The following is a 23235-nucleotide window of genomic DNA, read 5'->3' on the forward strand; positions in this document are numbered from 1 at the left end:
AAGGGCGGCCCATGGGCCGCCCTTTTCAGTTCCTGCCCCGATCAGTCGACCGTGGCGCCGGAGGCCTTGACCACCACCGCCCACTGTTCCACTTCGGACTTGATGAACTGGCCGAACTCGGCCGGCGTCGTCTTGACCGCCACCGCGCCCAGCTGGTCATAGCTTCGCTTGACCTCGGGCTTGTCCAGCGCCTTCTCCATGATGGCGTTGAGCTTCTCGACCACTTCCGGCGGCGTCTTGGCCGGTGCAATCAGGCCGAACCACGACGACACGTCGAACTTCGGAAAACCCGACTCCGCCATGGTCGGCAGGTCCGGCGCGCTGGCCGAACGTTCCTTGGTGGTCACCGCCAACGCGCGCAGCTTGCCGCTCTGCACGTGCGGCCACGACGACGGCATGTTGTCGAACATGAACTGCACCTGGCCGCCGATCAGATCGGTCAGGGCCGGACCGCTGCCCTTGTAGGGCACGTGCATCACGTCGACGCCGGCTTGCTGCTTGAACAGTTCGCCCGCCAGGTGGATGGACGTACCGCTGCCCGAGGACGCGAAATTCAGCTTGCCGGGATGAGCCTTGGCGTAATCGACCAGTTCCTTGACCGACTTCACCGGCACGCTGGGATTGACCACCAGCACGTTGGGCACCTTGGCAGCCAGGGCGATCGGCGCGAAATCCTTGTTCAGGTCGAAGTTGACCTTGGGATACAGCGTCTGGTTGATCGCGCTGGTGACCGCGACGAAATACAGCGTGTAGCCGTCGGCCGGCGAACGCGCGACGTATTCAGTGCCGATGTTGCTGCCGGCACCCGGCTTGTTCTCGACCACGAAGGACTGGCCGGTGGCCTCGGTCAACTCCTTGGCCATGATGCGTGCGATCACGTCAGTGGTGCCGCCCGCGGAGAAACCGACGACGATGCGTACCGGCTTGTCCGGGTAAGCGGCCTGGGCCGTCGCCCCGAAAGTCATCACAGCGCATGCGCCGGCCAGGGTCGCGACCGTCCTGCGCAAAAGGGCAAGCTTTTGGCTCATTGCCTCACTCCGTATATTGTCCATTGATTGGACGTTTAAAATAATTACTGCCTGATTTTCGGTTATCAGGCAACATACGGCAACAAGATGTCCATGGCTTGGACGCCAATCCTGAGAGCACCTCCCCGGGAGCGCATCAGACGGACATTCGATTCAACGAGACAACGCGCCAGGCTGAGGCAGCGCGTGCTGATCGCGGCCAGAGGCAGGCGGAGGGGTTTACCGCCACCGCGCCCTGATCGTGGCAGCGCGAACGCACCCACCGGGCGCCCCTGGATTTCATGGAAGAAAGCCGCTCCACCTCCACCGGCCCCCGCACGCTGCGCCGCGGGCTGCAAGTACTGGCTGCCCTGCGCGACCACGGCAGCGATGGACTTAGCGTCACCGACCTGGCGCGCCACACGCAGATCCAACGTCCCACCATCTATCGCCTGCTGGCGGCCCTGCTGGAAGCAGGCCTGGCTTTGTCGGTGCCGGGCACCAAGAAGTACCGCGCCATGCTGGCACCGAATGCCGCCGTCAGCGAACCCGACCCGCGCCTGCGCCAGACCCTGCCGATTCTGCGGCGCCTGGCCGAACGCACGGGCGATGCCGTGTTCCTGGTGGTGCGCGAAGGCGACGAGTCGGTTTCCCTGCACAGGGAGATCGGCGGCTATCCGGTGCAGATCCTGGCCACCTACGCCGGCAAGCGCCAGCCGCTGGGCGTGGGATCGGGCGGCATGGCCTTGCTGGCGGCGCTGCCCGATGAGGTCGCACAGGGCATCGTGGCGCGCAATGCCGGGCAGCTGGACGAGTACGGCGGCATGACCACCCACGAGATGCTGCGCCTCATCGACACCACGCGGGCGCGCGGTTATTCAGTGGTCGGCAATCACGCCGTGCGTGGCGCGCTGGGCGTGGGCTGCGCGCTGCTGGACGCCAGCGGCAATCCCGTGCTGGCCATCAGCGTGACGGCCATCATCGATCGCATGCCCGCGCAGCGGCAACGGGAAATCGCCGGCTGGATCACGGCGGAACTGGCGCGCCTGAAGACGGTCTAGGCGGCCGGCGGCGTGGATACCACGCGTACCGGCACGGGCGGCTGGTAGCCATTCTGGTCCAGCAGCAGGCGCACCTGGCGCAGCAGGTCCCAGCGGTATTCCCAATAGCGCGGCGACTCCACCCAGGAACGGATGTTCACGGTGACGACGTTGTCGAGATAATCGAACACGCGGACTTCGGGCGCCGGGTCTTTCAAGGCCAGCGGATGCTCGTTGACCAGCGTGGTCAGCAAGGCGATGGCCTGTTCCAGGTCGTCGCCGTAGCGGATGCCCACCGGCAGATCGTAGCGGCGGGTGGCATTGCGGCTGAAGTTGGTGATGGTGGCATTCCACACGGTGCTATTGGGCAGGGAGATGTGGATCCCGTCCGGTTGCACCAGGCGTGTCAGGAACAGGCCCACTTCTTCCACCGTGCCGTTGCTGCCGGAACTCAGCGACACGAATTCGCCGGCGCGCACCGGCCGTAGCAGTAGCAACATGATGCCGGCGGCGATATTCTGCAGCGTGCCCTGCAAGGCCAGGCCGACAGCCAGGCCGGCCGCGCCCAGCACGGCGATGATGCTGGCCGTCTGCACGCCGAAGCGCGCCAGCACCGCCACCACCGTGAAGATGCGGATCGACCAGACGACGGTCGAATGGAAAATCGGGATGATGGTGGGATCGACGCGGGTCGAGCGCCGCGCGATGCGCTGCACCCATTTACCCAGCAGCGCTGAAATCCACCAGCCCAGCACCAGGATCAGCAGTGCGGTCAGCAGGTTCAGACCCAGGTCGAAGAAACGCGGGATCAGGTTGGTGATGTCTGCCATCGCTAGGTTCATGCGCTGCGCTCCCCGGAAAGGAGCGCACTTTAGCAGATGGACTTGCCGGGATGGCGGAAGGGACGAGGCGTCATCCCACGCAAACCAGGAGATGGCCCCGCGCCCTTCGGCACTGATTTTTTACAGGCGCACCGGGCCAGCGCGCAGCCGCAGCAGGTTGCCCAGGGCGCGCAGCGGCGCGGGCGCCGGCGGGCGTGGCACGCCCGGATGCAGCCAGCTATGCAGCACGCGCGTCACCAGCGGAATCAGCACGTAGGACAACACGGGTGTCATCAGGGAACAGGTCACCAGTACGCGCCAGAACGTGGGCATGGCCGACAGGGTGTCCTTGAAGACCAGGCTGAATGTCAGCAAGGCCGGGAAGTACACCACCCAGATGCTGAAGGCCTGCTTCCAGCGCGGCGGCGCGCTTTTATGCGGACCGAACCAGCTATCCATGCCCGTGGCACGGTGGACCTTGCTGGCGCGCACGAGTTGCGCCCCGCGCTCCAGCCACATGCGGCGGGGCAATGAGCGTTCGTAACGGTCCAGGCTGGCCGCATCGTGGAAACGCAGCACGATCTGGTACTGGTCTCCGCCCTCCGGCGGTTGCAGCACACCCGAGCCCAGAAAGCCGGGAAAGCCGGCGGCCAGGATTTCACCCTGCCGCAGCCAGGCGAGGAAGTCGCTATAGCGTTCGGGGGTGATCTGGCGGGTGACCAGCATGGTCACGGGGGGGCTGAGGGGCGTGGACATCGTGTACTCCTGCTACGGCGGCATGGGTGATAACCGTGGGTGGGTAATAACCCTGAGTACACTTAAGCAAAGAGTGTGCCAATGCGGCGATGCAGCAATGGCACCTGCCTGGATAGCCGGACGGCTGCGACGGCGCGAAATCACTGCACCGCAGCATGCCTCATATCAGTGATTTCCCTAGGTCAAGCACCAAGGTGGTGCATCATCCCTGTGCAGCCGTCTGGCGCGGCCTTACTGCCCGCGCGCGCCCACGCCCGCGCTCTTGAACAGCATTTCCTGGAACGCCGTGAAGATGCGGCGCATATTGGGGGCCTTGTAGGGGAACAGGTCTTCCGGGTCCATGGCGTGGACGATGCCGCAGGTGTCGCCTTCGAAGATGAGCAACTGGCCGGCGGGCGTCTCCGCGCAGTCCATGACGAAATAGTCGAGGCCGACGCGTTGGTGGATCTGCGCGAACGCAGCGGCGTGGCGCGCGGCGAAGCCGCTGTCGAAGCCCTGCATCTGCGCGCCTTCCTCGGCGCGGTTGGCGGCGTTCTCCAGCATGTCCGCGTTCAGGTAATGCACCATCCAGCGCGGCGAAATGCCCAGGTGGCCCAGGAAGGGCCGGCCCGCCACCATCACCACGCGGTACTTGCGATAGCGCTCATCGGCACTGCGGTAATCGATGAACTGCGAAAGATAGAAGGTCGCGGCTGGGGCCGCAGCAGCTGTCCCGACCGCCGTTTCACCTTGCGCTTCGGCTAGGCCGTCGGCGGGGCCGGCGGCAACGCTGGCCGTTGCGCCGGACGCGCCGTCGTGGGCGGCAAGGTAGGCGGCGAGTCCGGCCGGCTGGTCGATTTTTTCCAGGCCATGGCCCGCATGCGAATCCAGCGGGCGCACCAGGACGGGATAATCCACACCCGGCAACAGGTCCGCCGGCCGCGCCTGGCCGCTGGCCAAGGCGTCGAGCTCGGTCCGCGTGACGCGCCGGATCGCCGGCACGATGATGCCCTCGGCGCCTTGCAAAGCCGCGCTCAGGCCGTCGCGCGAGGTCTTCAGTACATGCTCGGGCCGGTTCACGACCGGGCGATGCCACTGCGCCAGTGGTGCCTGCAGCGTATCCAGGAGCGGCCGATTGGCGGCCGATTCGCCAATCGCGACGAGCAGCACGTCATGCTCGGGCAATTGCGCGGGCGCCGGGATGCCTTCGCCCACGTAGAGAATGTCCAGCGCGATAGAGGAATCGGCGACCAGGAATTCGAACGGCGTGTTGGCGAGGAAGTCGCCGCAAGCGACCAGGACCAGCAGCCGCAACGTCGCGGGCTGGCGGTCGGCGGGCATGTGATACAGCGGCTGAGTCTGTACCGCATGGCGCTGCAGGGCCATCGCGGTGTCGTGCTGGCCCTGCAACAGCAGGACCATGGACAGATCCAACGCGGCATTGGTGTCGCCCTCGTCCTGCTGGGCCCGCGCGAGCAGCTGCTGGCGCAGGCTGTCGAGGTCGCCTTGCTGGAAAGCGTAAGTGATCAAACGCCCCTTGCCGATGAGGTCGGGGTGCTGCGCGGAGGCAGCCGTGCCGGTCGCGGCTGCCTGCGCCGCCGTCGTAGTCGTCTCGGTCATCGTCGTATCGGTCATCGTTGCTTCTGTCATGGTCTTGCCTGATGTCAGGACTCGCGCCCTGCCAAGGCGGCGACGGCAGGGATGGCGTCATCGTCCATCCCTGGCGCTGGCGCTGCCCCGGTCAGTTGGGCACCGATAGCCAGCACGGCGTCGAACAGGCGCTGCGCGTCCGCATGCGTGCTGCGATGGTTGACGATAGCTGCCCGGATCGCCAGGGCGCCGCCGATGCGGGTGGTGGATGGCGCGGCCACGCCGGACTCCTGCAATTCCAGCACGATGGCCGCCGTCAGGCGGTCGGCCGCCGCCGCGTCTTCGGCGCGATAACGGAAGCAGACGATGTTCAAGGCCACCGGCGCCAGCAGCTCCAGGCGCGGCTCGGTCTGGACGCGCCGGGCCAGCCCTTGCGCCACGGCGCAGGTATGCGCGATGACCGCGCCCAGGTGATTCGCGCCGTACACCGTCAACGTGAACCAGGTCTTCAACGCCCGGAAACCGCGCGACAGATCCGGACCCAGGTCGCAAGGCCAGGGCGAATTTGCCGCCAGCCCGCGATCGTCGCGGCTCAGATACGCGGCGCTGGCCGCGAAAGCCGCCTGCTGGGCCGCGCTGTCGCGCACCAGGATGAAGCCGGCGTCATAGGGCACCTGGCCCCACTTGTGGAAATCGAAGGCAATGGAGTCGGCCCGCTCGATGCCCTTGAGCAAGGGCGCCAGCGTAGGGGCCAGCATGGCAAGGGCACCGAAGGCGCCATCGACATGGAACCAGAGTCGCTCGCGCGCCGCGATATCGGCCAGCGCCGTCAGGGGATCGATCGCGCCGACGTCTACCGTCCCGGCGGTGCCGGCAATCAGGAAAGGCCGCAGACCAGCCTGGCGGTCGGCATCGATGGCGGCCTGCAGGGCGGCCGGATCCATGCGGAACTGCTCGTCCACGGGAATCTTGCGCAAATTCTCGATGCCGAGCCCGGCGATGTCCATGGCCTGCGCAATGCAGCCATGCGCGCAGACGGAGGTGTACGCCACCAGACGATCCGCTTGCGCTGCCACGCCGGCCTGCCGCACCGCGCGCCCCAGCGCCGCGCTGCGGGCGACCAGGACGCCGATCAGGTTGGCCATGGACGTACCGGTGACGAACAGGCCACCCGCGCCCGCGGGCATGCCGAACAGCTCGGCCATCCAGCGCGCGATCTGGCGTTCCACTTCGATGGGGATCTGGTTGCGTCCGCCCAGATTGGCGTTCAAGCCGGCGGCCAGGGTCTCGGCCAGCATGCCGACGGCGCTGCCGCCGCCGTGCACCCAGCCCATGAAGCCGGGATGCGCGTTACCCACCGCGTACGGCAGGATCTCTTCCATGAACCGCGCGTGCGCGTCGGCCAGTTCGGTCGGCTGGCGCGGCATCGGGGTGCTGAAACCCGCTCGCACGGCGGGCGGCGCCGGTTGCCAGACGGGACGATCACGCAGCGTGCTCAGGTAATCGAACATGTCGTCGAGCATGCGGTGACCCTGGGCGCGAATGGCGGACCAATCGGCGGGATCCAGGGAGGTGTGGGGCTCGGCGGGAACGGGAAGGGATGGCTGGGACAAGGGCAAGATGTCTTCGGGCACGGGGCGTCACTGTCGGGCCAGCGGTCAACCTGGAGTCGACACGGAGGTCCACGCGGAGTGCGTGGCGGGACGGGGCGGCAGGGCCGGTTGCTGATTGATGAGGTTGCTGTATCAAGGGCAATGTTGCCACCGCGGGCGCCGCCAGGCACAGCGGATCAGCGGCCCAGTTGCCGGCCATTTTGGCCTTTTGGCTAGGGGTAAGCCCCAGGGCGGACCCGATTTACCTACAATTGCCCGGGATTGCTCCGCGCCGCCGCCGCCCGCAACACACGAAGTTTTATTGGGGTCACTTCGAAAGTCTCGTGAAAAGGGTCGTTTGGACAAGCAGCTGGCGGTGGCCGGAACCGACATACCGAGAGGCAGCAACAATGGCAGTGCAGGCGACCGATCCGCAACAGAAGCCGGGGAATCCAGATTCCCCCACGACAGGCCCTGGCTTGGGCGCTGACCCAGCTACAGTTTCTGGTTCCAGCCCTGGCCCGGGTTCCGGCGCCCCGTCCGCCAGCAAAGGCGTGGCCTGGCTGGTGGCCGGCGCGTTTTTCATGGAGATGCTGGACTCCACCATCATCACCACCGCCTTGCCGGAAATGGCCCGCACCTTCGGCGTGCGGGCTGCCGACATGTCCATCGGCATGAGCGCGTATCTGCTGGCACTGGCTGTCTTCATCCCCATCAGCGGCTGGGTGGCCGACCGTTACGGTTCACGCAAGGTATTCGGCGGCGCACTGCTCCTGTTCACCGTGGCGTCCATCCTGTGCGGCCTGGCCCAGACGCTGCCGCAATTCACCGCCGCGCGGGTCTTGCAGGGCTTGGGCGGTGCCATGATGGTGCCCGTCGGCCGCCTGGCCGTCCTGCGTGCCACGCCCAAGACCGAGCTGGTCAAAGCCATTGCCATCATCACCTGGCCGGGCCTGGCGGCGCCGGTCATCGGCCCGCTGGTGGGCGGCGTGATCACCACTTATCTGGGCTGGCATTGGATCTTTTTCCTCAACGTGCCCCTGGGCCTGATCGCCATCGTGATGACGCTGCGCCTGGTGCACGGCGAAGCAGGCGGCCGCCGGCCTTTCGACGTGTGGGGCTTCATCCTGACCGGCGTGGGATGCAGCGTATTCATGTACGCCATGGACTTGTGCGGCGAACTCACCGTCAACTGGCCCCTGGTAGCGGGACTGCTGGCGGTGGCGCTGGCGGCCTTGCTGCTGTCCGTGCGCCATCTGCGGCGGGTGGAGCATCCCCTGGTGGACCTGTCGCCCCTGCGTTATCCCACCTTCGCGGTGACGATGTATGGCGGATCCCTGTTCCGCATCGCCATCGGCAGCGCGCCTTTCCTGCTACCGCTGATGTTCCAGGTGGGCTTCGGGTTGACGCCGGTGCAGGCGGGCAGCCTGATGCTGGCGCTGTTCGCCGGCAATCTGGCGATGAAGCCGGGTACCTCCTGGGTGATGCGTACTTTCGGATTCCGCCGGGTGTTGGTGGTGAACGGCTTGCTGGTGGCGCTGGGGTTCGCCGGCTGCGCGATGCTGGGCGCCTCGACGCCCTACTGGTTGACGTGTGCCGTGCTGTTCTTCTGCGGGATGTGCCGGTCCATGCAATTCACCGCCTTGAACACGCTGGGTTTCGCCGACGTGCCGCGTGCTTCGATGACGGGTGCGACCACCTTGTTCAGCGCCTGCCAGCAGCTGAACGCGGGGATGGGGATTGCGTTCGGTGCGATTGCGCTGCGGGTCGCCGAGTGGGCGACCGGCCTGAGCGGCGTGCCGGCCGGCCCGACGGAATTCCGCCTGGCACTGTCCGCGGTGGCGGCGCTCGCCTTGGTGGCGATATTCGACAGCTTGCGCTTGCGCGCGGACGCCGGTGCCGCCATCAGCGGCCATGGCAGGCCCAAGGCTGCCTAGAACCTGGCGCAGGGACGGAGAGGCCTGCTTGGAGCCGTGAATGGACATAGGGAGGCGCTGCGAGCGCCTCCCTTTTCGTTCTTGATCCTACCGATGGCTGGCTGCGTGCGAACTCTTGTTGGCGGCCCGAGTGCGTGCGGCCTTCTTGGCTGCCGCGGAGCGGCCGGCGGCGCCCTTCGTAGCGGCTGCCTTCTTGGCCGAAGCCGAGCGATCGGCGGCGGTGCGCTTGGTCGCAGCTGAACGGGTCTGCGCCGACAGGGCGCGCTTGGAGGCGCCGGCGCTGCCTTCGCGCTTCAAGGCGCGTGTGGTGGCCGTGGCGCGGCGCGTCGATTTTCGCGCTGTGCTTCCAGCGGACTTCGTCTCCTTGGCGTGGGCTTCGTCCTGATGGGCCTTTTTCTTCGTGGCGGCGGAAGCGGTCGACTTGGTCGGCACCTTGACGCCTGCCCGGCGCGCTTCCGACAGGCCGATGGCGATAGCCTGCTTGGCGGAGCGGACGCCATGCTTGCCCTCACGCACACGGTCCACCTGCTCCTTGACGAATTCGCCAGCCTGGGTGGAAGCCGATTTACCCTGTTTCTTGTCATGGGCGGCACGAGCTACGGTTTTCTTCTCCGGCATGATGGATATCTCCTGGAATAAGGCCGCAAGCCTGATGAGGCCTTCTGGCGGCGATGTCAGTGCGTACCGACTCCAGCAAACCTTGTGCCCCCGGCTTGCGCAACCGCCCGCGACAGCGGACGCCGAGTGCCACGTGCTGCTCGTCTTTGCGCGGATTCACCGCGCGAAGTGCGTTGCTGCGGAGCAGGCTTCGGTTGAGCACGCCGCTTGCGGCACAGGCGTGCCGGCGGAGCACGTCGGCAGCGCGACCGCCGTCCAGCGGAACAGGAGAAGACTCATGACCAACCACGTTTACAAACAGGTCGAATTGGTCGGTTCGTCCACCACATCCAGCGATGACGCCATCCAGCGCGCGATCGAGCGCGCATCGAAGACGCTGCGCAATGTGGAATGGTTCGAGGTGACCACGGTGCGTGGCCATATCGAAAACGGCAAGGTGGCGCACTGGCAGGTCGGCCTGAAGATCGGCATGCGGATCGAGGAGCCCGGCGAGTAATCGCGACAGAAAAACGCAGCAGAGAAGCGCAGCAAGAACGCGGGCTCCGTAGCGGCGCCCGTGCTTTTGCATGTTCGCCGCACCTGCCTGTACCGAAATGCGCACCTCGCCTCCGGGCGCGGTTTTACGTCAGGATCCGATCGTCGGGATACTGGCGAGCACAGATATCACGATGCGAATTTCGCCACCCAGGCGACGTAGCGGTCCACCCACCCTTGCAGAAAGGCTTTGGTATCGGCGTTGGTGATGTTGAAGTCCTTGTCGATCAGGCCGTCCTTCATCTGCAGGAAAACTTCCGGCGTGGTCAGCGCGGGCGCGCCCTCGGCCGCCAGGATGTTACGCAAATGCTGCTGGGCCAGGGCCGTACCCGCGGCGCTGGGCGATGCGCCCACGATGCCCACCGGCTTGTTGTTCCAGTTGTTCTGCCCCCAGGGGCGAGTGCCCCAGTCGATGGCGTTCTTCAGCGCTGCCGGTACCGACCGGTTGTGTTCCGGCGTCACGAACAGCGCGCCATGCGCGCCAGCGATCAGCGCTTTCAGGGCCGCGGCCGCGGCGGGCATATCGTTTTCATCATCCTGGTTGAAGAGCGGAATGTCAGCCAGGCTGGCGTACTTGAAAGTGACGTTCTCCGGCACCAGTTTTTCCAAAGCATGGGCCAATTGAAGATTGATGGAGCCCTTGCGCAGGCTGCCCACCAGAACGGCGATGTCGTAGTTCATGAAACGCTCCTCATCGTTGGACACGAAGACCCAGTGTAGAGACCGGAACGTGACCGGGCAATGGCGGCACGCTGCTGCTTTGGCCGGTCGTAAAGTTCAGATTGAATTGGTATGACCGGATCGCCAGGCGGCATGCAGTAAATCGGCGCAGCAACGGACCACTGCCTCGGGGGCTTCCAACGGTGAAAGATGCCCCACGCCTTCCAATACCTGGAATTGCGCCGCAGGCAGGAGACCGGCGTAGAGCGGCTTCAGCACATCGGCGCGCTCTACCTGGTCGTGGTCTCCCACCACTATTCGCACGGGCACGGCGATGCCGGCAATGTCGCCGATGTCGGCGGTCATCCCTGCTTCGGTCCAGTACGACTTCGCCCGGTCGGCGCCGCCCAATGTGTCCGCGATCACCTGTTGCCTGTCGGCGTCGGCGAGCGGCCGGTGGGCCAGGATGCCCAAGGCCTGCGCGACACCTTCGGCGCTTTGGTACGACGCCAGCATCCCCGCGCGCACTTCCACGGGAACGGGCATGCCGCCAGGAGGCGACGGCGCCACCAGCACCACGCCGGCCAGGCCCGCGGGATTGCCTCGCGCCACGAGCTGCGCCACCTTGCCGCCCATGGAGTGCCCCACCAGGACGTAGCGCTTCACGCCCAAGTGCTGCACCAGCGCCAGGACATCCCCGGCCATCGCTTCCATGTCGTACCGGCCATCGAGCGGCCTGGACGCACCCCAGCCGCGCAGATCCACGGCGATGCAGCGCGCAGCGGGCGCCAGCAGCCGGATGACATGGCGCCACGTGCGCGAGGATCCGCCCCAGTAGTGCAGGAAGACAAAGGCCGGTCCGTCGGCGGCCGCAACGCCGTCGCCTACGTCTTCGTAATGGATGTGGGCGGCTTGGAGGGTGATCGATTCAGTCATGGCAGGTCCCGGAGAACGTCGAAAGGAGACCTATTGTTGATCCAAACCCAGCAGGTGATAATCAGGCCTGTAATTGAATCATTCAGTACTAAAAATAGATAATGTCCCTGGACACCCTGACCAGCATGACGGTATTCCGCGACGCCATCGACGGCGGCAGCCTGGCTGCCGCCGCGCGCAGGAACGGGCTGTCCGCCGAGATGGCCGGCCGGCATCTCGCTTCACTGGAAACACGGCTCGGCATCCGCCTGGTCAACCGCTCGACGCGCAAGCTGAGCCTGACGGATGGTGGCCGTGCGTATCTCGAACGCTGCCGCGCCATCCTGGACGAGATCTCCTATGCGGAGGCCGATGCCGGCGCCCTGCAGGCCGAGCCGCGTGGGCACTTGCAGGTCGCCGCGCCGCTGGCCTTCGCGAATACCGTACTGGCCCCCGCCGTGGACGCCTACCTGGCCCGGCACGAGCACGTCTCCATCGACCTGGATCTGGCGGAGCGCGAAGTCGACCTCATTGCAGCCGGCTTCGACGTGGCATTGCGGCTGGGCGACCTGCCGGACACCGCCCTCGTGGCGCGCAAGCTGGGGCAATTTCCCTTGGTGCTGCTCGCGTCTCCCGCCTATCTGGCCAGGCATGGCGCGCCGGCGACGCCCGAGGCGCTGGCGGCGCACGCCTTCCTGATCTACACCCAGACGGCAGCCCCGCAACGCCTGACGCTGACGGATGATCAGGACAGGCGGGTGAGCGTCAAGCTCGCGGGCAGGACCCGGGCGTCGGACATCGGTTTCCTGGTCGAGCTGGCGCTGCTGGGGCGCGGCCCCTTGCTGGCACCCTCGTTCGTGGTGGACCAGCACCTGAAGACGGGCCGCTTGATCCGCATACTGCCGCAATGGGCCGCCCGTATCCTGCCCTTCCATGCCCTGCTGCCCCATCGCACCTTGATGCCCGCGACCGTGCGCAGCTTCGTCGACTTCCTGGCAGCATGGTTTGCCAGATAAATACAGGACCGGACACCCATGCCGCAAACCGCAGTAACCGCCTCGGGGCAAGCCCGGCCCGATCTGGACGCAATGGCCAAGGCGGAATTGGCGCGATCCGGTTTTCGGCTGGCCTTTCCCGCGGTGCTGCAGGCCCGCTACGAGCAGGACATCGCATCGGAGCGGGTCAAGGAACTGCGCTTCATCGTGTTGTGGGGCGCGTCGCTCTATTTCATCCTTGGCGTACTGCTGAACCTGACCATCATCCCGCAGCCTGACTGGCACGGTGTCGCCATCCAGCTGACCGTGCCCAGCCTTCTCGCATTCGCCATCCGGCATCTCTGGCTGCGCGACAGCACTCCCTCGGCCATCCGTGAAACGGCATTGCTGACATGCTGCCTGCTCGCCACCCTGGCCGCCATCCTGATCGTTGCGATCAAGCCGAGCCCCGCCACGCTCAGGGATTTCCTGCTGGCCATTCCGCCAGCCAGCTTCGTCCTGATCTTCGTCCGCTTGCGCTTTCGCCAGGCCGCTGCGTTCTTCGTGGCCAATATCGGCGTGTATGCGCTGACGCTGTCCAGCCGCCCGGAAATCAGCCATGACGATGCCATGTTCCTGATCGGCTTCATGACCACCCTGCTCTTTCCGGCGCTGCTGGGCGCGCATACCTTCGAACGCGCCTCACGCCGGATCTACCTGCACGGGCTGCGTGACCGCCTGCGCAACGAGAACCTGACGGCCACGAACGCCGCGCTGGCCGACCTGTCCTATACCGATGCCCTGACCAACATTCCCAATCGGCGCCAGCTGGACAAGACGCTGGACGAATTTCTGGCTGAACCCGGGGCAGCCGGTGCGCTGCTGCTGGTCGATATCGACCTGTTCAAGGCGTTCAACGACCGCCATGGGCACCTCGCCGGCGATGCCTGCCTGCGGCAAGTCGCTCAATGCCTGCAATCGCATCTGCGGCATGCGGACCTGCTGACCCGCTTCGGCGGCGAGGAATTCGCCGTGCTGCTGCCGCACTCAATGCTGGGTGAAGCGATCCAGACCGCGGAGCGGCTGCGAGTCGCGGTGCAGGACCTGCGGTTGGCCGCCCCAGGCCAGTTGACCAGCGTCACGATCAGCATCGGCATCACGGCGCGCACCGGCCTGGACACGGCCGAGGCATTGATCGGCGCCGCCGATGCGGCGCTCTATGCCGCCAAGCATGCCGGCCGCAATCGGGTCGAGGTAGCCCGCAAACCCATGCCCTCGGCGGCCTGATACGACAGGCCTGGCGACCGCCGTCACATCGATTCTCTTCCAGGTATCCAGGCGCGCACGGAAGGCCGGCCGGGGCGGGCCGCTGTCAAATGAAACGCGCAGCCCTGAACGGCTGCGGATCGACCGGCGGCTTGTCTCCATACATCAGCGCGCCCAGCAGGGCCGCGGTGCCCGCACTGGTATTGAAGCCTATGTGCTGGTGCCCGAAAGCCAGCCACAGGCCGCGGCGTCCGGGCGTCTCGCCGATGACGGGCTTGCTGTCCGGCAAGGTCGGCCGCCGGCCCAGCCAGGGAATGCTCTCCAGCCTGTCGGCAAGCGGGAATATCGCGCGGGCCGTCCGCTCGCAGATATCCAGTTGCGTCGTGTCCGGGTCAGCGTCGCGGTCATTCAGTTCGACCCCCGATCCCAGGCGTATCCCCTGCTCCATCGGCGCCAGCACATAACCGCCCGCCACGTCGTAGACGGGCCGGTTCAGCGTGGCGCCGTTACGCGTGCCGAAATGCATGTGGTAACCACGTTCGAAGGCCATGGGAACGCGAATGCCCAGGCTGGCCAGCACATCGTTGGCCCATGGTCCCGTCGCGACCACCACCCTGTCCGCCTCCAGCTGGTCACCTCCGGCCGTCGCGGCCTGCCAGCGCCCGGTCTCCAGCTGTCGCAGGCGCGACACCGACGCCCGGGCCAGGGTTCCGCCCTGTCCGGCGAACAGCCTGGCATAGGCCTTCGTCACGGCGCCCGGGCTGTCCACCGAGGATGTGCCGTCCATCCAGATTCCGCGATGGAATCCGGCGGTGAGGCCAGGCTCCATGTCGGCAATCTCGCGCTCGCTCAACAGCTTGTACGACACACCGTAGCGGTCATAGGTCTGCCGCGCCAGGGCGCTGCCCGCGAAACTCCCGGCGTTGCGGTACAGGAAGATCCAGCCATTGGAACGCAGCCGGTGCGTGATATCCGCCTCGCGCAACAAGCGGCCATGCTCGGTGGCGGACAGCGATATCAATCCATGCAGCGCGGCGGCGGTCTCTTCGTAGCGGGCACGCCTGGCGTTGAACAGGAACTTCGCGCCCCAGCCAACCATGGACATCAGGTAAGACGGGTTGTAGCGAAACCCGACGCCCTTGTTCTTCAGCAGCGTTGGCAGATTGCGCAACAGATTGGGGTTGTTGAACGGCACCAGCGAACTCGTCGCCAGCACGCCTGCATTGCCATAGGAAGTTTCGCTGCCGGGCTCCTTGCGATCCACCAGCGTGACGCGGGCACCACGGCGCTGGAGTTCCACCGCGCAAGTGACACCGACCACACCGCCGCCAATCACGAGCACTTCGTTCTTTTCATTCATACAAGTCTGCCGATGATTCTGATGCCGCAAGATCCGGCCCAGGCCGGTGGCTGCAAACCGCCATTATCCAGGTCGGCGCGGTCCGGCGGGCCTACAATGCGTCTCGCAAGCCAAAAATTGCCTGAGTTTCAGACTGCTTAAGAGAACCGTGTCGCACGCCATCGATCCCTCCCATACCCCCATGATGCAACAGTACCTGCGCCTCAAAGCCGAGGCGGGTCCCTTGCTGCTGTTCTACCGGATGGGCGATTTCTATGAAATGTTCTATGACGACGCCGAACGGGGCGCGCGGCTGCTGAACCTGACGCTGACCAAGCGCGGCAGCTCCGCCGGCCAGCCCATCCCCATGGCAGGCGTGCCGGTGCACGCGATGGAGGGATACCTGGCGCGCCTGGTCGCCCTGGGCGAATCCATCGCCATCTGCGAACAGATCGGTGACCCGGCCGCCAGCAAGGGGCCGGTGGAACGCCGCATCGTACGCATCGTCACGCCCGGCACGCTGACCGATGAAGCCCTGCTGCCGGCCAAGGCCGACCGGTCGCTGGCGGCCGTGCACGTCAGCGGCGGCCGTTCGCCACGCGCCGGCATCGCCTGGCTGAACCTGGCCAGCGGCGAATTCCACGTCACCGAGTGCGCGCCGGCGCAGCTCGAATCCGAACTGCATCGCATCGGGCCGGCCGAAGTCATCTACGCCGACTGCGCCGAATTCGACTTCAGTTTCGACGGCGCCCGCAGCCGCGTGCCGGACTGGCACTTCGAAAGCGACGGCGCGCGCCAACAGTTGCTGGCCCACTTCCGCACCGACGACCTGGCTGGCTTCGACGTCGAGGACATGCCCGCCGCCATCTGCGCCGCCGGCGCGCTGCTGCGTTACGCGGCCCGCACGCAATCGCAGGGCTTGTCCCATATCCAGAGCCTGAGCGCACAGCGCCTGGGCGAATTCGTGCTGCTCGACCCCGTCACGCGGCGCAATCTGGAACTGACCCTGACGCTGTCCGGCGAGGATGCCCCCACGCTGTTCTCCGTGCTGGATGGCTGCCGCACGCCCATGGGCAGCCGCCTGCTGCGCCGCTGGCTGCACCATCCGCTGCGCGAAAACGCGCCCGTGCTGGCGCGCCAGACGGCCATCGCCGAGATGCTGTCCGACCGCATGGACGACAACGGCAGCTACGGTGGGAATGCGACCGCCACAGCGTTGCATGGCAGTGCAGCGCGCGGTGGATTCGGCGCGGCCACGCCGCTGGAAACCCTGCGCGCCGCGCTGGAACGCTATCCCGACCTGGAACGGGTAGCCACGCGCGTGGCCTTGCGTTCGGTACGCCCGCGTGAACTGGCCAGCCTGCGCGACGCCCTGCTGGCCTTGCCGGCACTGCGCGATGCCGTGCAGCCGCTGACGCGTTCCCCGCGCGTGACGGAACTGGCGACGCGGCTGGATCTCGATCCCGCCATCGCCCATCTGCTGCAGGAAGCCATCGCCGCGGAACCCGCGGCGGCGGTGCGCGACGGCGGCGTCATCGCCACCGGCTATGACGGTGACCTGGACGAACTGCGCACCCTGGCCACCGACAGCGGCGATTTCCTGATACAGCTGGAAGCGCGCGAACGCGAGCGCAGCGGCATCGCCAATCTGCGCGTGGAATTCAACCGCGTGCATGGCTTCTATATCGAAGTCAGCCGCGGCCAGGCCGACAAAGTGCCGGAAGACTATCGCCGCCGCCAGACGCTGAAGAACGTCGAACGCTACATCACGCCCGAACTGAAGACGTGGGAAGACCGCGTCCTGTCGGCCCAGGACCGATCGCTCGCGCGCGAGAAATGGCTGTACGAGCAGGTCATGGACGCACTGGCCACGCATGTGCGCGCCTTGTCCGAATGCGCCGGCGCCCTGGCTGAACTCGACTGCCTGGCCGCGCTGGCCGACCACGCGCGGCGCCACGACTGGTGCGCGCCGGAGCTGGCCGAGGAAGCCGACATCGACATCGACGCCGGCCGCCATCCCGTGGTGGAACGCAGCATCGAACGCTTCACGCCCAATAGCTGCCGCCTGGACGCGACGCGCCGCATGCTGCTGGTCACCGGTCCCAATATGGGCGGCAAGTCGACCTATATGCGCCAGATCGCGCTGATCGTCCTGCTGGCGCGCACGGGCAGCTACGTGCCTGCCACGCGTGCGCGCATCGGCCGCATCGATCGCATCTTCACCCGCATCGGCGCCGCGGACGATCTGGCCGGCGGCCGCTCCACCTTCATGATGGAAATGACGGAGGCCGCCGCCATCCTGGCCGCCAGCACACCCGCCAGCCTGGTCCTGATGGACGAGATCGGCCGTGGCACGTCGACCTACGACGGCCTGGCCCTGGCCTGGGCCATCGCCTTGCGGCTGCTCACGCACAATCGCGCCTTGACGCTGTTCGCCACGCATTACTTCGAAATCACGCGGCTGCCGGCGGAACAGCCGACCGCCGCCAACATCCACCTGGCGGCGGCCGAATCGGCCAACGGCATCGTGTTCCTGCACGAGGTGCGCGAAGGCCCCGCCAGCCGCAGCTACGGCATCCAGGTCGCGCAGCGCGCGGGCGTGCCGCCGGCGGTGATCCGCCAGGCCACGCGGGAACTCGAACGCCTGGAATCGCAAGGCGCGCCGACACCCCAGCTGGGCCTGTTCGCCGCCGCCGCGCAGGCCGACGCCATGGCGTCCGCGCGAGCCGATGCGGACGCGGACCAGGAAGCACTGGCCGCGCTGCGCGACGAACTGGCCGCCATCGATCCCGACAGCCTGACGCCACGCGAAGCGCTGGATGCCCTTTATCGCTTGAAAGCCGCGATGCGCTAAGGCCTGCCGTCGCCATGCCGCAAACCAAGTCTCCTGCCCTTGACTTGGCGCGGCCGCTGCCCACGCCAATGCCTGTTGCCACGGGCGATATGATGCCGAAGACCAAACCAGGACACTCATGAATCCGGATACTCCCCTGCAACTCCTCGGCGGCCGCACGCCGGCGGAATTCATGCGCCGCTATTGGCAGCGCAAGCCGTTGCTGATCCGCCAGGCCATCCCCGCCTTCCGCCCGCCGCTGACCATGGCGGGGATCAAGCGCCTGGCGCGCAACGACGACGTCGAGGCCCGCCTGATCTGGCGCGAGAACGGCGTGTGGCAGATGGAACAGGGACCTTTCGCGCGCCTGCCCAAGGCCGGCGAACCAGGCTGGACGCTGCTGGTGCAGGGCGTGGATCTGCATGACGACGCCGCCGCGGCGCTGATGCAGCAGTTCCGCTTCATTCCCGATGCGCGCCTGGACGATCTGATGATCAGCATCGCCACCGACGGCGGTGGCGTCGGTCCGCATTTCGACAGCTACGACGTGTTCCTGCTGCAGGCGGTTGGCCAGCGCGACTGGCGCATCGGCCGCCAGCGCGACCTCAGCCTGCAGCCCGGCCTGCCGCTGAAGATCCTGCGCGACTTCCAGCCCGAGGAAAACCACGTGCTGGACCCGGGCGACATGCTGTATCTGCCGCCGCAAGTGGCGCACGACGGTATCGCGCTGGGCGACTGCATGACCATCTCCATCGGCTTCCGTTCGCCCAGTCAGGCCGTGCTGGCGCGTGGCATGCTGGAGGCCGCCGCCGAACAGGTGATGGCGCGCGCGGGCCAGCCGGCGGGCCCCTACGCCGAACCGCCGCTGCCCGGCCCGGACCTGAAAGGCGTCTACCGCGACCCGGGCCAGCCCGCCGTGGCCCAAGCCGCCGCGCTGCCGGACGCGTTGGTCGAGGCAGCGCTTGCCGCGGTCGGCAAGCTGCGTTTCGATGAAGCGCTGGCGACGCGTTTCCTGGGTTGCTGGCTGACCGAACCCGCGGCCAGCGCGGTGTTCGACGGCCTGCCGCCGGAAGATGTCGATCTTGCCGTCGAGTGGCCCGCGCAGGGTCGCCTGGTGCTGGACCGGCGCAGCCGCATGCTGTATCGCCAACGGCAGCTATTCATCAACGGCGAGGTGGCGCCCGTGCCGCCCTCGGCCTTGATGCGCAGGCTGGCGGACGAGCGCGTGCTGGATTGCGCGACGGCCCGGCCCGGCGAGGCCGAGCAGGACGTGCTGGCCCAATGGCTGGATGACGGGTGGTTGCGGTATATCGCCGTCTGACAAGCGCTGGACGTTTCCAGAGTGCACAAAGGCCCGGGATAGGGCCTTTATCGTCACATCAAGCAAAACACGACACAGTATGGCAAGGCCTGTTTCCTTTGGGACGAGGAAGCTTTAATTTTCCTACTCAATCGAGGGATGGTTTCCTTTAGCCTGGATTAGTGATTTCCCTAGGTGTCGGCTCGCGATCCGGGGGAATGATTCACTAAAAGGAGAACTGCTCATGATGACCAAAACCCTGATCCTCGCTTCCGTGCTTGCCGTGTCGCTGTCGGCGTGCAACAAGAAGGAAGATGCGGCGCCCGCTGCTGGCGGCTCGACGCCCTCCACCTCGGCGCCCGCCACGACGGCGCCGTCCACCACCGCGCCCTCGACCACGGCGCCTTCGACGACGGCTCCTGGCGGCGCCATGTCGCCGGCGCCGTCCACGGGTGGCTCGACGACCGCCCCGAAGTAAGACAGTCTAGTCTTAGTACTCGCAGTACCGGCCCCGCCGGACCCGCAGGCCAGGGAAAACATTCCCTCGCGCGCGTGGCCCGGCGGGGCTTTTCTATCGTGGCGCCATGGAAGGTCATCGATATTTTTGATTTTCATCTCTCCCGAATGAGAGGCGGGAGACGGCTTCACCGAGACAACCGCGGCAAGGTAGCTTTGACGATCGGTCTCATGACAATCATGGCCTAGCCATTTAAGCAGTTCTTGCACCTTTTCTGTGGGGCATGATCCTCCTAAAGTGACGACATCGGCACTGGCCGGACAGCGATCACCGATCGCCAGTGACCAGGGCCACGACAAGGAAAGGATCATGTCCACGCTACACCTGCGCCACCTCGAATCCGACCAGGACTACGCCGCCAGCTTCGAAGTCATGCGCGCCCTGCGTCCTCATCTGACCGACCCGCAAGCCTACGCCGCGCAAGTGCGGCGGCAGGGCGAGCAGAGCTACCGCCTGCTGGCCGCCTGGCAGGACGACCAGGTCGTCGGCCTGGCCGGTTACCGCCTGCAGGAAAACCTGATCTACGGCCGCTTTCTCTACCTCGATGACCTGGTCACCGCCGACCACGTCCGCAGCCAAGGCGTCGGCGCACAACTGATAGCCGCCGTACGCGAAGCAGCGCGCCAGCATGGCTGCGCGAAATTCATCCTCGATACCGGCCTTGGCAATGCCCTGGCCCAACGCTTCTATTTTCGCCAAGGCCTGCTGTCGCAAGGCATGCATTTCGCCCAGGCTTTGTAAACGTCGCGACGACAGCGCGATCCCTGCCGGCAAGCCCGCGGCACACACGCCGCATCACCGCCAGTACCCACACCCCACGGAGTCATTCCATGAGCACCCTGCGCCTGCCTTACAACACCCTATCCCCCGAAGCCTACGCCGGCTTCATCGCCACCAAGAAAGCCTTGTCCAGAAGCAGCCTGGGCAAGCAGCTCATCGAACTGGTGAACCTGCGTATCTCGCAGATCAACGGCTGCGCCTTCTGCCTGGAAATGCACACCGCATCCCTGCGTGAAGGCGGCATACAGGCGGCCAAGCTCGACGGCCTGGCCGGCTGGCGCGTCAGCGCGCATTACGACGAACGCGAACGCGCCGCCCTGGCCTGGACCGAAGCGCTGGTGGATGTGGCCCACACGCACGCACCCGATGCGGACTTCGATCCCCTCAAGGCGCATTTCAGCGACGTGGAGATTTCCGACCTGACTTTCGCCATCGCCTTGATGAGCGCCTTCAACCGCATGGCGATCGGCATGCGCCAATAAAATCACGGACGCCCCAAAAGCCAAGGGCCGCCCTTCTGTCTCCAGAAGGGCGGCCCTTGGCTTTGTCAAACCCGCCGTCCGCTTGAACCGGACGGCGTCCTGCGATTACATCTTGTCGCGCAACACGCCGAGCAGACGTTGGGCAGTCGGGGTGTTGTTACGCTGACCATTGGTGTCGAGCACCGTGATCTGCGTGGTATCGCCCTGGCCCGCCAGGTGAACGCGGTATTGCGGCGCTTGTGCCTTCTTGTCGCTGCTGGAGAACAGGCGGCCGAAGAAGCCGGGCTGCTCGTTCTGCACACCGGTATCGGTATCGTAGTAGCGCACGAAGTAGTCACCAGCGGAACGGTCGCGGTCATCCACCGTGAAGCCGCCCGAATCCAGCGCCACGCCAACCCGGCGCCACGTGCGATCGAAGGACTCATTCACGTTCAGCAAGGCGCCATCGGCACGCACGTCCTGCACCTGCGGACGCTGTTGCGGTGCCTGTTCGGCATTGGCCACCAGCGTCTTGGCCTTGTCCGTGTCGGTACCCAGGAAGACCATCATGCGCGCCAGCATGGCGGCGTTCAGGCCCGGATCTTCCTTGCCATAGGTCCACTGCGTGTTGGAGGCCTCGACGTTGGCGGCGCCCACCACCTTTTCCACCATGTGCTGGTGGCTGATGAAGACTTCGGTATGGCCATTGACGCGTTCGACGCGGGTGCGGAATTTCTCGCGCTCGCCGCTATCGTAGGCTTGTTCGATCAGCATCCCGAGCGCCTGGCGCAGCCAGCTTTCCGGGATCTTGGCGCGGTTTTCCGCCCAGTTGGTCTCGATCAGGCCGGCGGCGGGATTATTGGTCTCGATGTTGAAACCGTTGCTGGTCCAGAAGTCGACGATCTTGGGGAAGACCTGGTCCGGCGGACCCTCGATCACCAGCCAGCGCAGGTCGCCGTCACGCTCGACATGCATGTCGGTACGAGCCGGCAGTACACCGCTGGCGGGCGAGTTGACCTTGGTCTCGGTCGCCTGTGCCTGCGATTGCGCCTGGTATTGCGAGAACGTGGTCGAGCCGGTCGCCGGCGCGCGGTAACGCGGGTCGTTGGCGGCCTGCGTGAGATCAGGCGGGATGCTCAGGGGATCGACCCGCTGCGTGCTCGCGCTTTTGTAGTCGATGGATTCTTCTTTACCCAGGAACTGATTAACTTCGCTGCAACCGGCCAGCAAGACCAGGGTAATCAATGCCGACAGGCCGGCATAGCGCTTGTTCATACGTATCCTCATAAATCCTTTAGAGCAGACCGGCGTCCTGGAGCGCGGCCTTTACCGTCGCGTGGTACTGGTCGCCGAGTTCAACCAGCGGCAGGCGATAGCCCAGGGGCATACGCCCCATATGTGCCAAAGCCCACTTCACGGGAATGGGGTTTGCCTCGATGAAGAGCGCCTTGTTAAGACGCGCAAGACGTGCATTGAGTTCACGCACCTTGGGCACGTCCATGGCCAGGGCTGCCGCACAGAGTTCGCGCATCAGTCGCGGCGCGACGTTGGCGGTCACAGAGATGTTGCCGCGCGCACCCAGCAGGATCAGCGCGGCCGCGGTGGGATCGTCACCGCTGAATACTTGGAAGCTGGCCGGCGCTTCGCGCAGCAGCAGCGCGCCGCGGGCGATATCGCCGGTGGCGTCCTTGATACCGATGATGCCGGGCACCTGGGCCAGGCGCAGCACGGTGTCGTTGCTCATGTCGGCCACGGTGCGGCCCGGCACGTTGTACAGCACGGTAGGCAGGTCGACCGCTTCGACGACGGCGCGGAAGTGGCGGTACAGCCCTTCCTGGCTCGGCTTGTTGTAGTAAGGCACGACGGACAGACCCGCCTGCGCGCCCACCGACTTCGCATGGCGCGTCAGGTGGATGGCTTCATCCGTCGAGTTGGCGCCCACGCCGGCGATGACAGGGATGCGGCCAGCCGCATGTTCCACTGCAACGCGGATCAGTTCGGCATGCTCGTCCATCGACACGGTCGGCGACTCGCCGGTGGTGCCGACCACGACCAATGCATCGGTGCCTTCGGCCACGTGCCAGTCGATCAGGTTGCGGTAGCTGGCGTAGTCCAGCGTGCCGTCCGGATGCATGGGGGTGACCAGGGCCACCATACTGCCCTGAAAATTTACGCCAGCGGCGTTTGCCGAGGATGCCATCGTGGAGGGGCTCCAGGGCCGGGGACGGGATTGCCCGCGGCCTTAATCCGTGAAACCCGGGAGTTTACCGGATACCGGCGAAATTCCTAGCGAGCAACGGGCAATCGTGGAGAAAG

General features: G+C 66.0%; 21 protein-coding genes. 10 read left to right on the forward strand and 11 right to left on the reverse strand.

The window, feature by feature from the left end:
* Positions 1 to 41: 41 nt before the first annotated feature.
* Positions 42 to 1028 carry a tripartite tricarboxylate transporter substrate binding protein gene (locus CEY05_RS11730; RefSeq protein ID WP_088601036.1) on the reverse strand — a complete coding sequence of 329 codons (987 nt, stop codon included), beginning with the start codon at positions 1026 to 1028 and terminating at the stop codon, positions 42 to 44.
* A 281-nt stretch (positions 1029 to 1309) separates the two neighbouring features.
* On the opposite strand from CEY05_RS11730, the gene CEY05_RS11735 reads away from it, so the two are divergent.
* Positions 1310 to 2068, forward strand: a complete 759-nt coding sequence (locus tag CEY05_RS11735) for an IclR family transcriptional regulator (RefSeq protein ID WP_088601035.1) — start codon at positions 1310 to 1312, stop codon at positions 2066 to 2068.
* Here CEY05_RS11735 and CEY05_RS11740 read toward each other — a convergent pair.
* From CEY05_RS11740 to CEY05_RS11755, 4 genes are all read right to left on the reverse strand, one after another.
* Positions 2065 to 2889: a mechanosensitive ion channel family protein gene (locus tag CEY05_RS11740; RefSeq protein ID WP_088601034.1), complete on the reverse strand. Its 825-nt coding sequence runs from the start codon at positions 2887 to 2889 to the stop codon at positions 2065 to 2067. The two genes, CEY05_RS11735 and CEY05_RS11740, sit on opposite strands and share 4 nt — an antisense overlap.
* Positions 2890 to 3009: 120 nt before the next feature.
* Positions 3010 to 3624, reverse strand: a complete 615-nt coding sequence (locus CEY05_RS11745; RefSeq protein ID WP_233161471.1) for an antibiotic biosynthesis monooxygenase — start codon at positions 3622 to 3624, stop codon at positions 3010 to 3012.
* A 231-nt stretch (positions 3625 to 3855) separates the two neighbouring features.
* Entirely contained in the window at positions 3856 to 5253 is a 1398-nt protein-coding gene (locus CEY05_RS11750) for a RimK family alpha-L-glutamate ligase (RefSeq protein ID WP_143220397.1), read from the reverse strand.
* Positions 5254 to 5267: 14 nt separating this feature from the next.
* Positions 5268 to 6827, reverse strand: coding sequence for a pyridoxal-dependent decarboxylase (locus CEY05_RS11755; protein WP_233161472.1), 1560 nt, complete (start codon positions 6825 to 6827; stop codon positions 5268 to 5270).
* Positions 6828 to 7339: 512 nt separating this feature from the next.
* Between CEY05_RS11755 and CEY05_RS11760 the strand changes: the two genes are divergently transcribed.
* Positions 7340 to 8722: an MFS transporter gene (locus CEY05_RS11760; RefSeq protein ID WP_233161473.1), complete on the forward strand. Its 1383-nt coding sequence runs from the start codon at positions 7340 to 7342 to the stop codon at positions 8720 to 8722.
* An 87-nt stretch (positions 8723 to 8809) separates the two neighbouring features.
* Here the strand turns inward: CEY05_RS11760 and CEY05_RS11765 are convergent, their stop codons facing one another.
* Positions 8810 to 9340: a DUF6496 domain-containing protein gene (locus tag CEY05_RS11765; protein ID WP_088601030.1), complete on the reverse strand. Its 531-nt coding sequence runs from the start codon at positions 9338 to 9340 to the stop codon at positions 8810 to 8812.
* Positions 9341 to 9617: 277 nt separating this feature from the next.
* Here CEY05_RS11765 and CEY05_RS11770 point away from each other — a divergent pair, with 277 nt between their 5' ends.
* Positions 9618 to 9836 (forward strand): dodecin, encoded by a 219-nt coding sequence (locus CEY05_RS11770; protein ID WP_088601029.1) that lies wholly within the window; start codon positions 9618 to 9620, stop codon positions 9834 to 9836.
* A 167-nt stretch (positions 9837 to 10003) separates the two neighbouring features.
* Here the strand turns inward: CEY05_RS11770 and CEY05_RS11775 are convergent, their stop codons facing one another.
* Complete coding sequence (locus CEY05_RS11775; protein WP_088601028.1) at positions 10004 to 10555, reverse strand: NADPH-dependent FMN reductase; 552 nt, start codon at positions 10553 to 10555, stop codon at positions 10004 to 10006.
* A gap of 96 nt (positions 10556 to 10651) precedes the next feature.
* Positions 10652 to 11470 (reverse strand): alpha/beta fold hydrolase, encoded by an 819-nt coding sequence (locus CEY05_RS11780; protein ID WP_088601027.1) that lies wholly within the window; start codon positions 11468 to 11470, stop codon positions 10652 to 10654.
* 101 nt (positions 11471 to 11571) lie between these two features.
* Here CEY05_RS11780 and CEY05_RS11785 point away from each other — a divergent pair, with 101 nt between their 5' ends.
* Positions 11572 to 12465 carry a LysR family transcriptional regulator gene (locus tag CEY05_RS11785; protein WP_088601026.1) on the forward strand — a complete coding sequence of 298 codons (894 nt, stop codon included), beginning with the start codon at positions 11572 to 11574 and terminating at the stop codon, positions 12463 to 12465.
* 18 nt (positions 12466 to 12483) lie between these two features.
* Positions 12484 to 13710 carry a GGDEF domain-containing protein gene (locus tag CEY05_RS11790; RefSeq protein ID WP_088601025.1) on the forward strand — a complete coding sequence of 409 codons (1227 nt, stop codon included), beginning with the start codon at positions 12484 to 12486 and terminating at the stop codon, positions 13708 to 13710.
* Positions 13711 to 13795: 85 nt separating this feature from the next.
* Here CEY05_RS11790 and CEY05_RS11795 read toward each other — a convergent pair whose 3' ends face one another.
* Positions 13796 to 15049, reverse strand: a complete 1254-nt coding sequence (locus CEY05_RS11795; protein ID WP_088601024.1) for an FAD-binding oxidoreductase — start codon at positions 15047 to 15049, stop codon at positions 13796 to 13798.
* 181 nt (positions 15050 to 15230) lie between these two features.
* Between CEY05_RS11795 and mutS the strand changes: the two genes are divergently transcribed.
* The 5 genes from mutS (at position 15231) to CEY05_RS11820 (ending at position 20940) form a co-directional block, all read left to right on the forward strand.
* Entirely contained in the window at positions 15231 to 17882 is a 2652-nt protein-coding gene (gene mutS, locus CEY05_RS11800; protein ID WP_088601132.1) for a DNA mismatch repair protein MutS, read from the forward strand.
* Between the two features lie 118 nt (positions 17883 to 18000).
* Positions 18001 to 19182: a cupin domain-containing protein gene (locus CEY05_RS11805; RefSeq protein WP_088601023.1), complete on the forward strand. Its 1182-nt coding sequence runs from the start codon at positions 18001 to 18003 to the stop codon at positions 19180 to 19182.
* 223 nt (positions 19183 to 19405) lie between these two features.
* Positions 19406 to 19639 (forward strand): endopeptidase, encoded by a 234-nt coding sequence (locus tag CEY05_RS31240; RefSeq protein WP_088601022.1) that lies wholly within the window; start codon positions 19406 to 19408, stop codon positions 19637 to 19639.
* A gap of 348 nt (positions 19640 to 19987) precedes the next feature.
* The gene (locus CEY05_RS11815) at positions 19988 to 20419 is read left to right on the forward strand and encodes a GNAT family N-acetyltransferase (protein WP_088601021.1); all 432 of its coding nucleotides are present in this window, start codon (positions 19988 to 19990) and stop codon (positions 20417 to 20419) included.
* 89 nt (positions 20420 to 20508) lie between these two features.
* The gene (locus CEY05_RS11820) at positions 20509 to 20940 is read left to right on the forward strand and encodes a carboxymuconolactone decarboxylase family protein (RefSeq protein WP_088601020.1); all 432 of its coding nucleotides are present in this window, start codon (positions 20509 to 20511) and stop codon (positions 20938 to 20940) included.
* A 105-nt stretch (positions 20941 to 21045) separates the two neighbouring features.
* On the opposite strand, the gene bamC is transcribed toward CEY05_RS11820, so the two are convergent.
* Positions 21046 to 22194: an outer membrane protein assembly factor BamC gene (gene bamC / locus CEY05_RS11825; RefSeq protein ID WP_088601019.1), complete on the reverse strand. Its 1149-nt coding sequence runs from the start codon at positions 22192 to 22194 to the stop codon at positions 21046 to 21048.
* A gap of 19 nt (positions 22195 to 22213) precedes the next feature.
* Entirely contained in the window at positions 22214 to 23119 is a 906-nt protein-coding gene (dapA, locus tag CEY05_RS11830; protein ID WP_088601018.1) for a 4-hydroxy-tetrahydrodipicolinate synthase, read from the reverse strand.
* Positions 23120 to 23235 lie beyond the last annotated feature (116 nt).

Origin of the sequence: Achromobacter sp. HZ34, assembly GCF_002209485.1 — a bacterium.
Lineage (GTDB): Bacteria > Pseudomonadota > Gammaproteobacteria > Burkholderiales > Burkholderiaceae_B > Bordetella_C.

Bases quoted from the DNA above. Each gene is read 5' to 3' on its own strand.
- CEY05_RS11730 (WP_088601036.1), bottom strand. From the start codon at position 1,028: ATGAGCCAAAAGCTTGCCCTTTTGCGCAGGACGGTCGCGACCCTGGCC.
- CEY05_RS11735 (WP_088601035.1), top strand. From the start codon at position 1,310: ATGGAAGAAAGCCGCTCCACCTCCACCGGCCCCCGCACGCTGCGCCGC.
- CEY05_RS11740 (WP_088601034.1), bottom strand. From the start codon at position 2,889: ATGAACCTAGCGATGGCAGACATCACCAACCTGATCCCGCGTTTCTTC.
- CEY05_RS11745 (WP_233161471.1), bottom strand. From the start codon at position 3,624: ATGTCCACGCCCCTCAGCCCCCCCGTGACCATGCTGGTCACCCGCCAG.
- CEY05_RS11750 (WP_143220397.1), bottom strand. From the start codon at position 5,253: ATGACAGAAGCAACGATGACCGATACGACGATGACCGAGACGACTACG.
- CEY05_RS11765 (WP_088601030.1), bottom strand. From the start codon at position 9,340: ATGCCGGAGAAGAAAACCGTAGCTCGTGCCGCCCATGACAAGAAACAG.
- CEY05_RS11770 (WP_088601029.1), top strand. From the start codon at position 9,618: ATGACCAACCACGTTTACAAACAGGTCGAATTGGTCGGTTCGTCCACC.
- CEY05_RS11775 (WP_088601028.1), bottom strand. From the start codon at position 10,555: ATGAACTACGACATCGCCGTTCTGGTGGGCAGCCTGCGCAAGGGCTCC.
- CEY05_RS11780 (WP_088601027.1), bottom strand. From the start codon at position 11,470: ATGACTGAATCGATCACCCTCCAAGCCGCCCACATCCATTACGAAGAC.
- CEY05_RS11785 (WP_088601026.1), top strand. From the start codon at position 11,572: ATGTCCCTGGACACCCTGACCAGCATGACGGTATTCCGCGACGCCATC.
- CEY05_RS11790 (WP_088601025.1), top strand. From the start codon at position 12,484: ATGCCGCAAACCGCAGTAACCGCCTCGGGGCAAGCCCGGCCCGATCTG.
- CEY05_RS11795 (WP_088601024.1), bottom strand. From the start codon at position 15,049: ATGAATGAAAAGAACGAAGTGCTCGTGATTGGCGGCGGTGTGGTCGGT.
- mutS (WP_088601132.1), top strand. From the start codon at position 15,231: ATGATGCAACAGTACCTGCGCCTCAAAGCCGAGGCGGGTCCCTTGCTG.
- CEY05_RS11805 (WP_088601023.1), top strand. From the start codon at position 18,001: ATGAATCCGGATACTCCCCTGCAACTCCTCGGCGGCCGCACGCCGGCG.
- CEY05_RS31240 (WP_088601022.1), top strand. From the start codon at position 19,406: ATGATGACCAAAACCCTGATCCTCGCTTCCGTGCTTGCCGTGTCGCTG.
- CEY05_RS11815 (WP_088601021.1), top strand. From the start codon at position 19,988: ATGTCCACGCTACACCTGCGCCACCTCGAATCCGACCAGGACTACGCC.
- CEY05_RS11820 (WP_088601020.1), top strand. From the start codon at position 20,509: ATGAGCACCCTGCGCCTGCCTTACAACACCCTATCCCCCGAAGCCTAC.
- bamC (WP_088601019.1), bottom strand. From the start codon at position 22,194: ATGAACAAGCGCTATGCCGGCCTGTCGGCATTGATTACCCTGGTCTTG.
- dapA (WP_088601018.1), bottom strand. From the start codon at position 23,119: ATGGCATCCTCGGCAAACGCCGCTGGCGTAAATTTTCAGGGCAGTATG.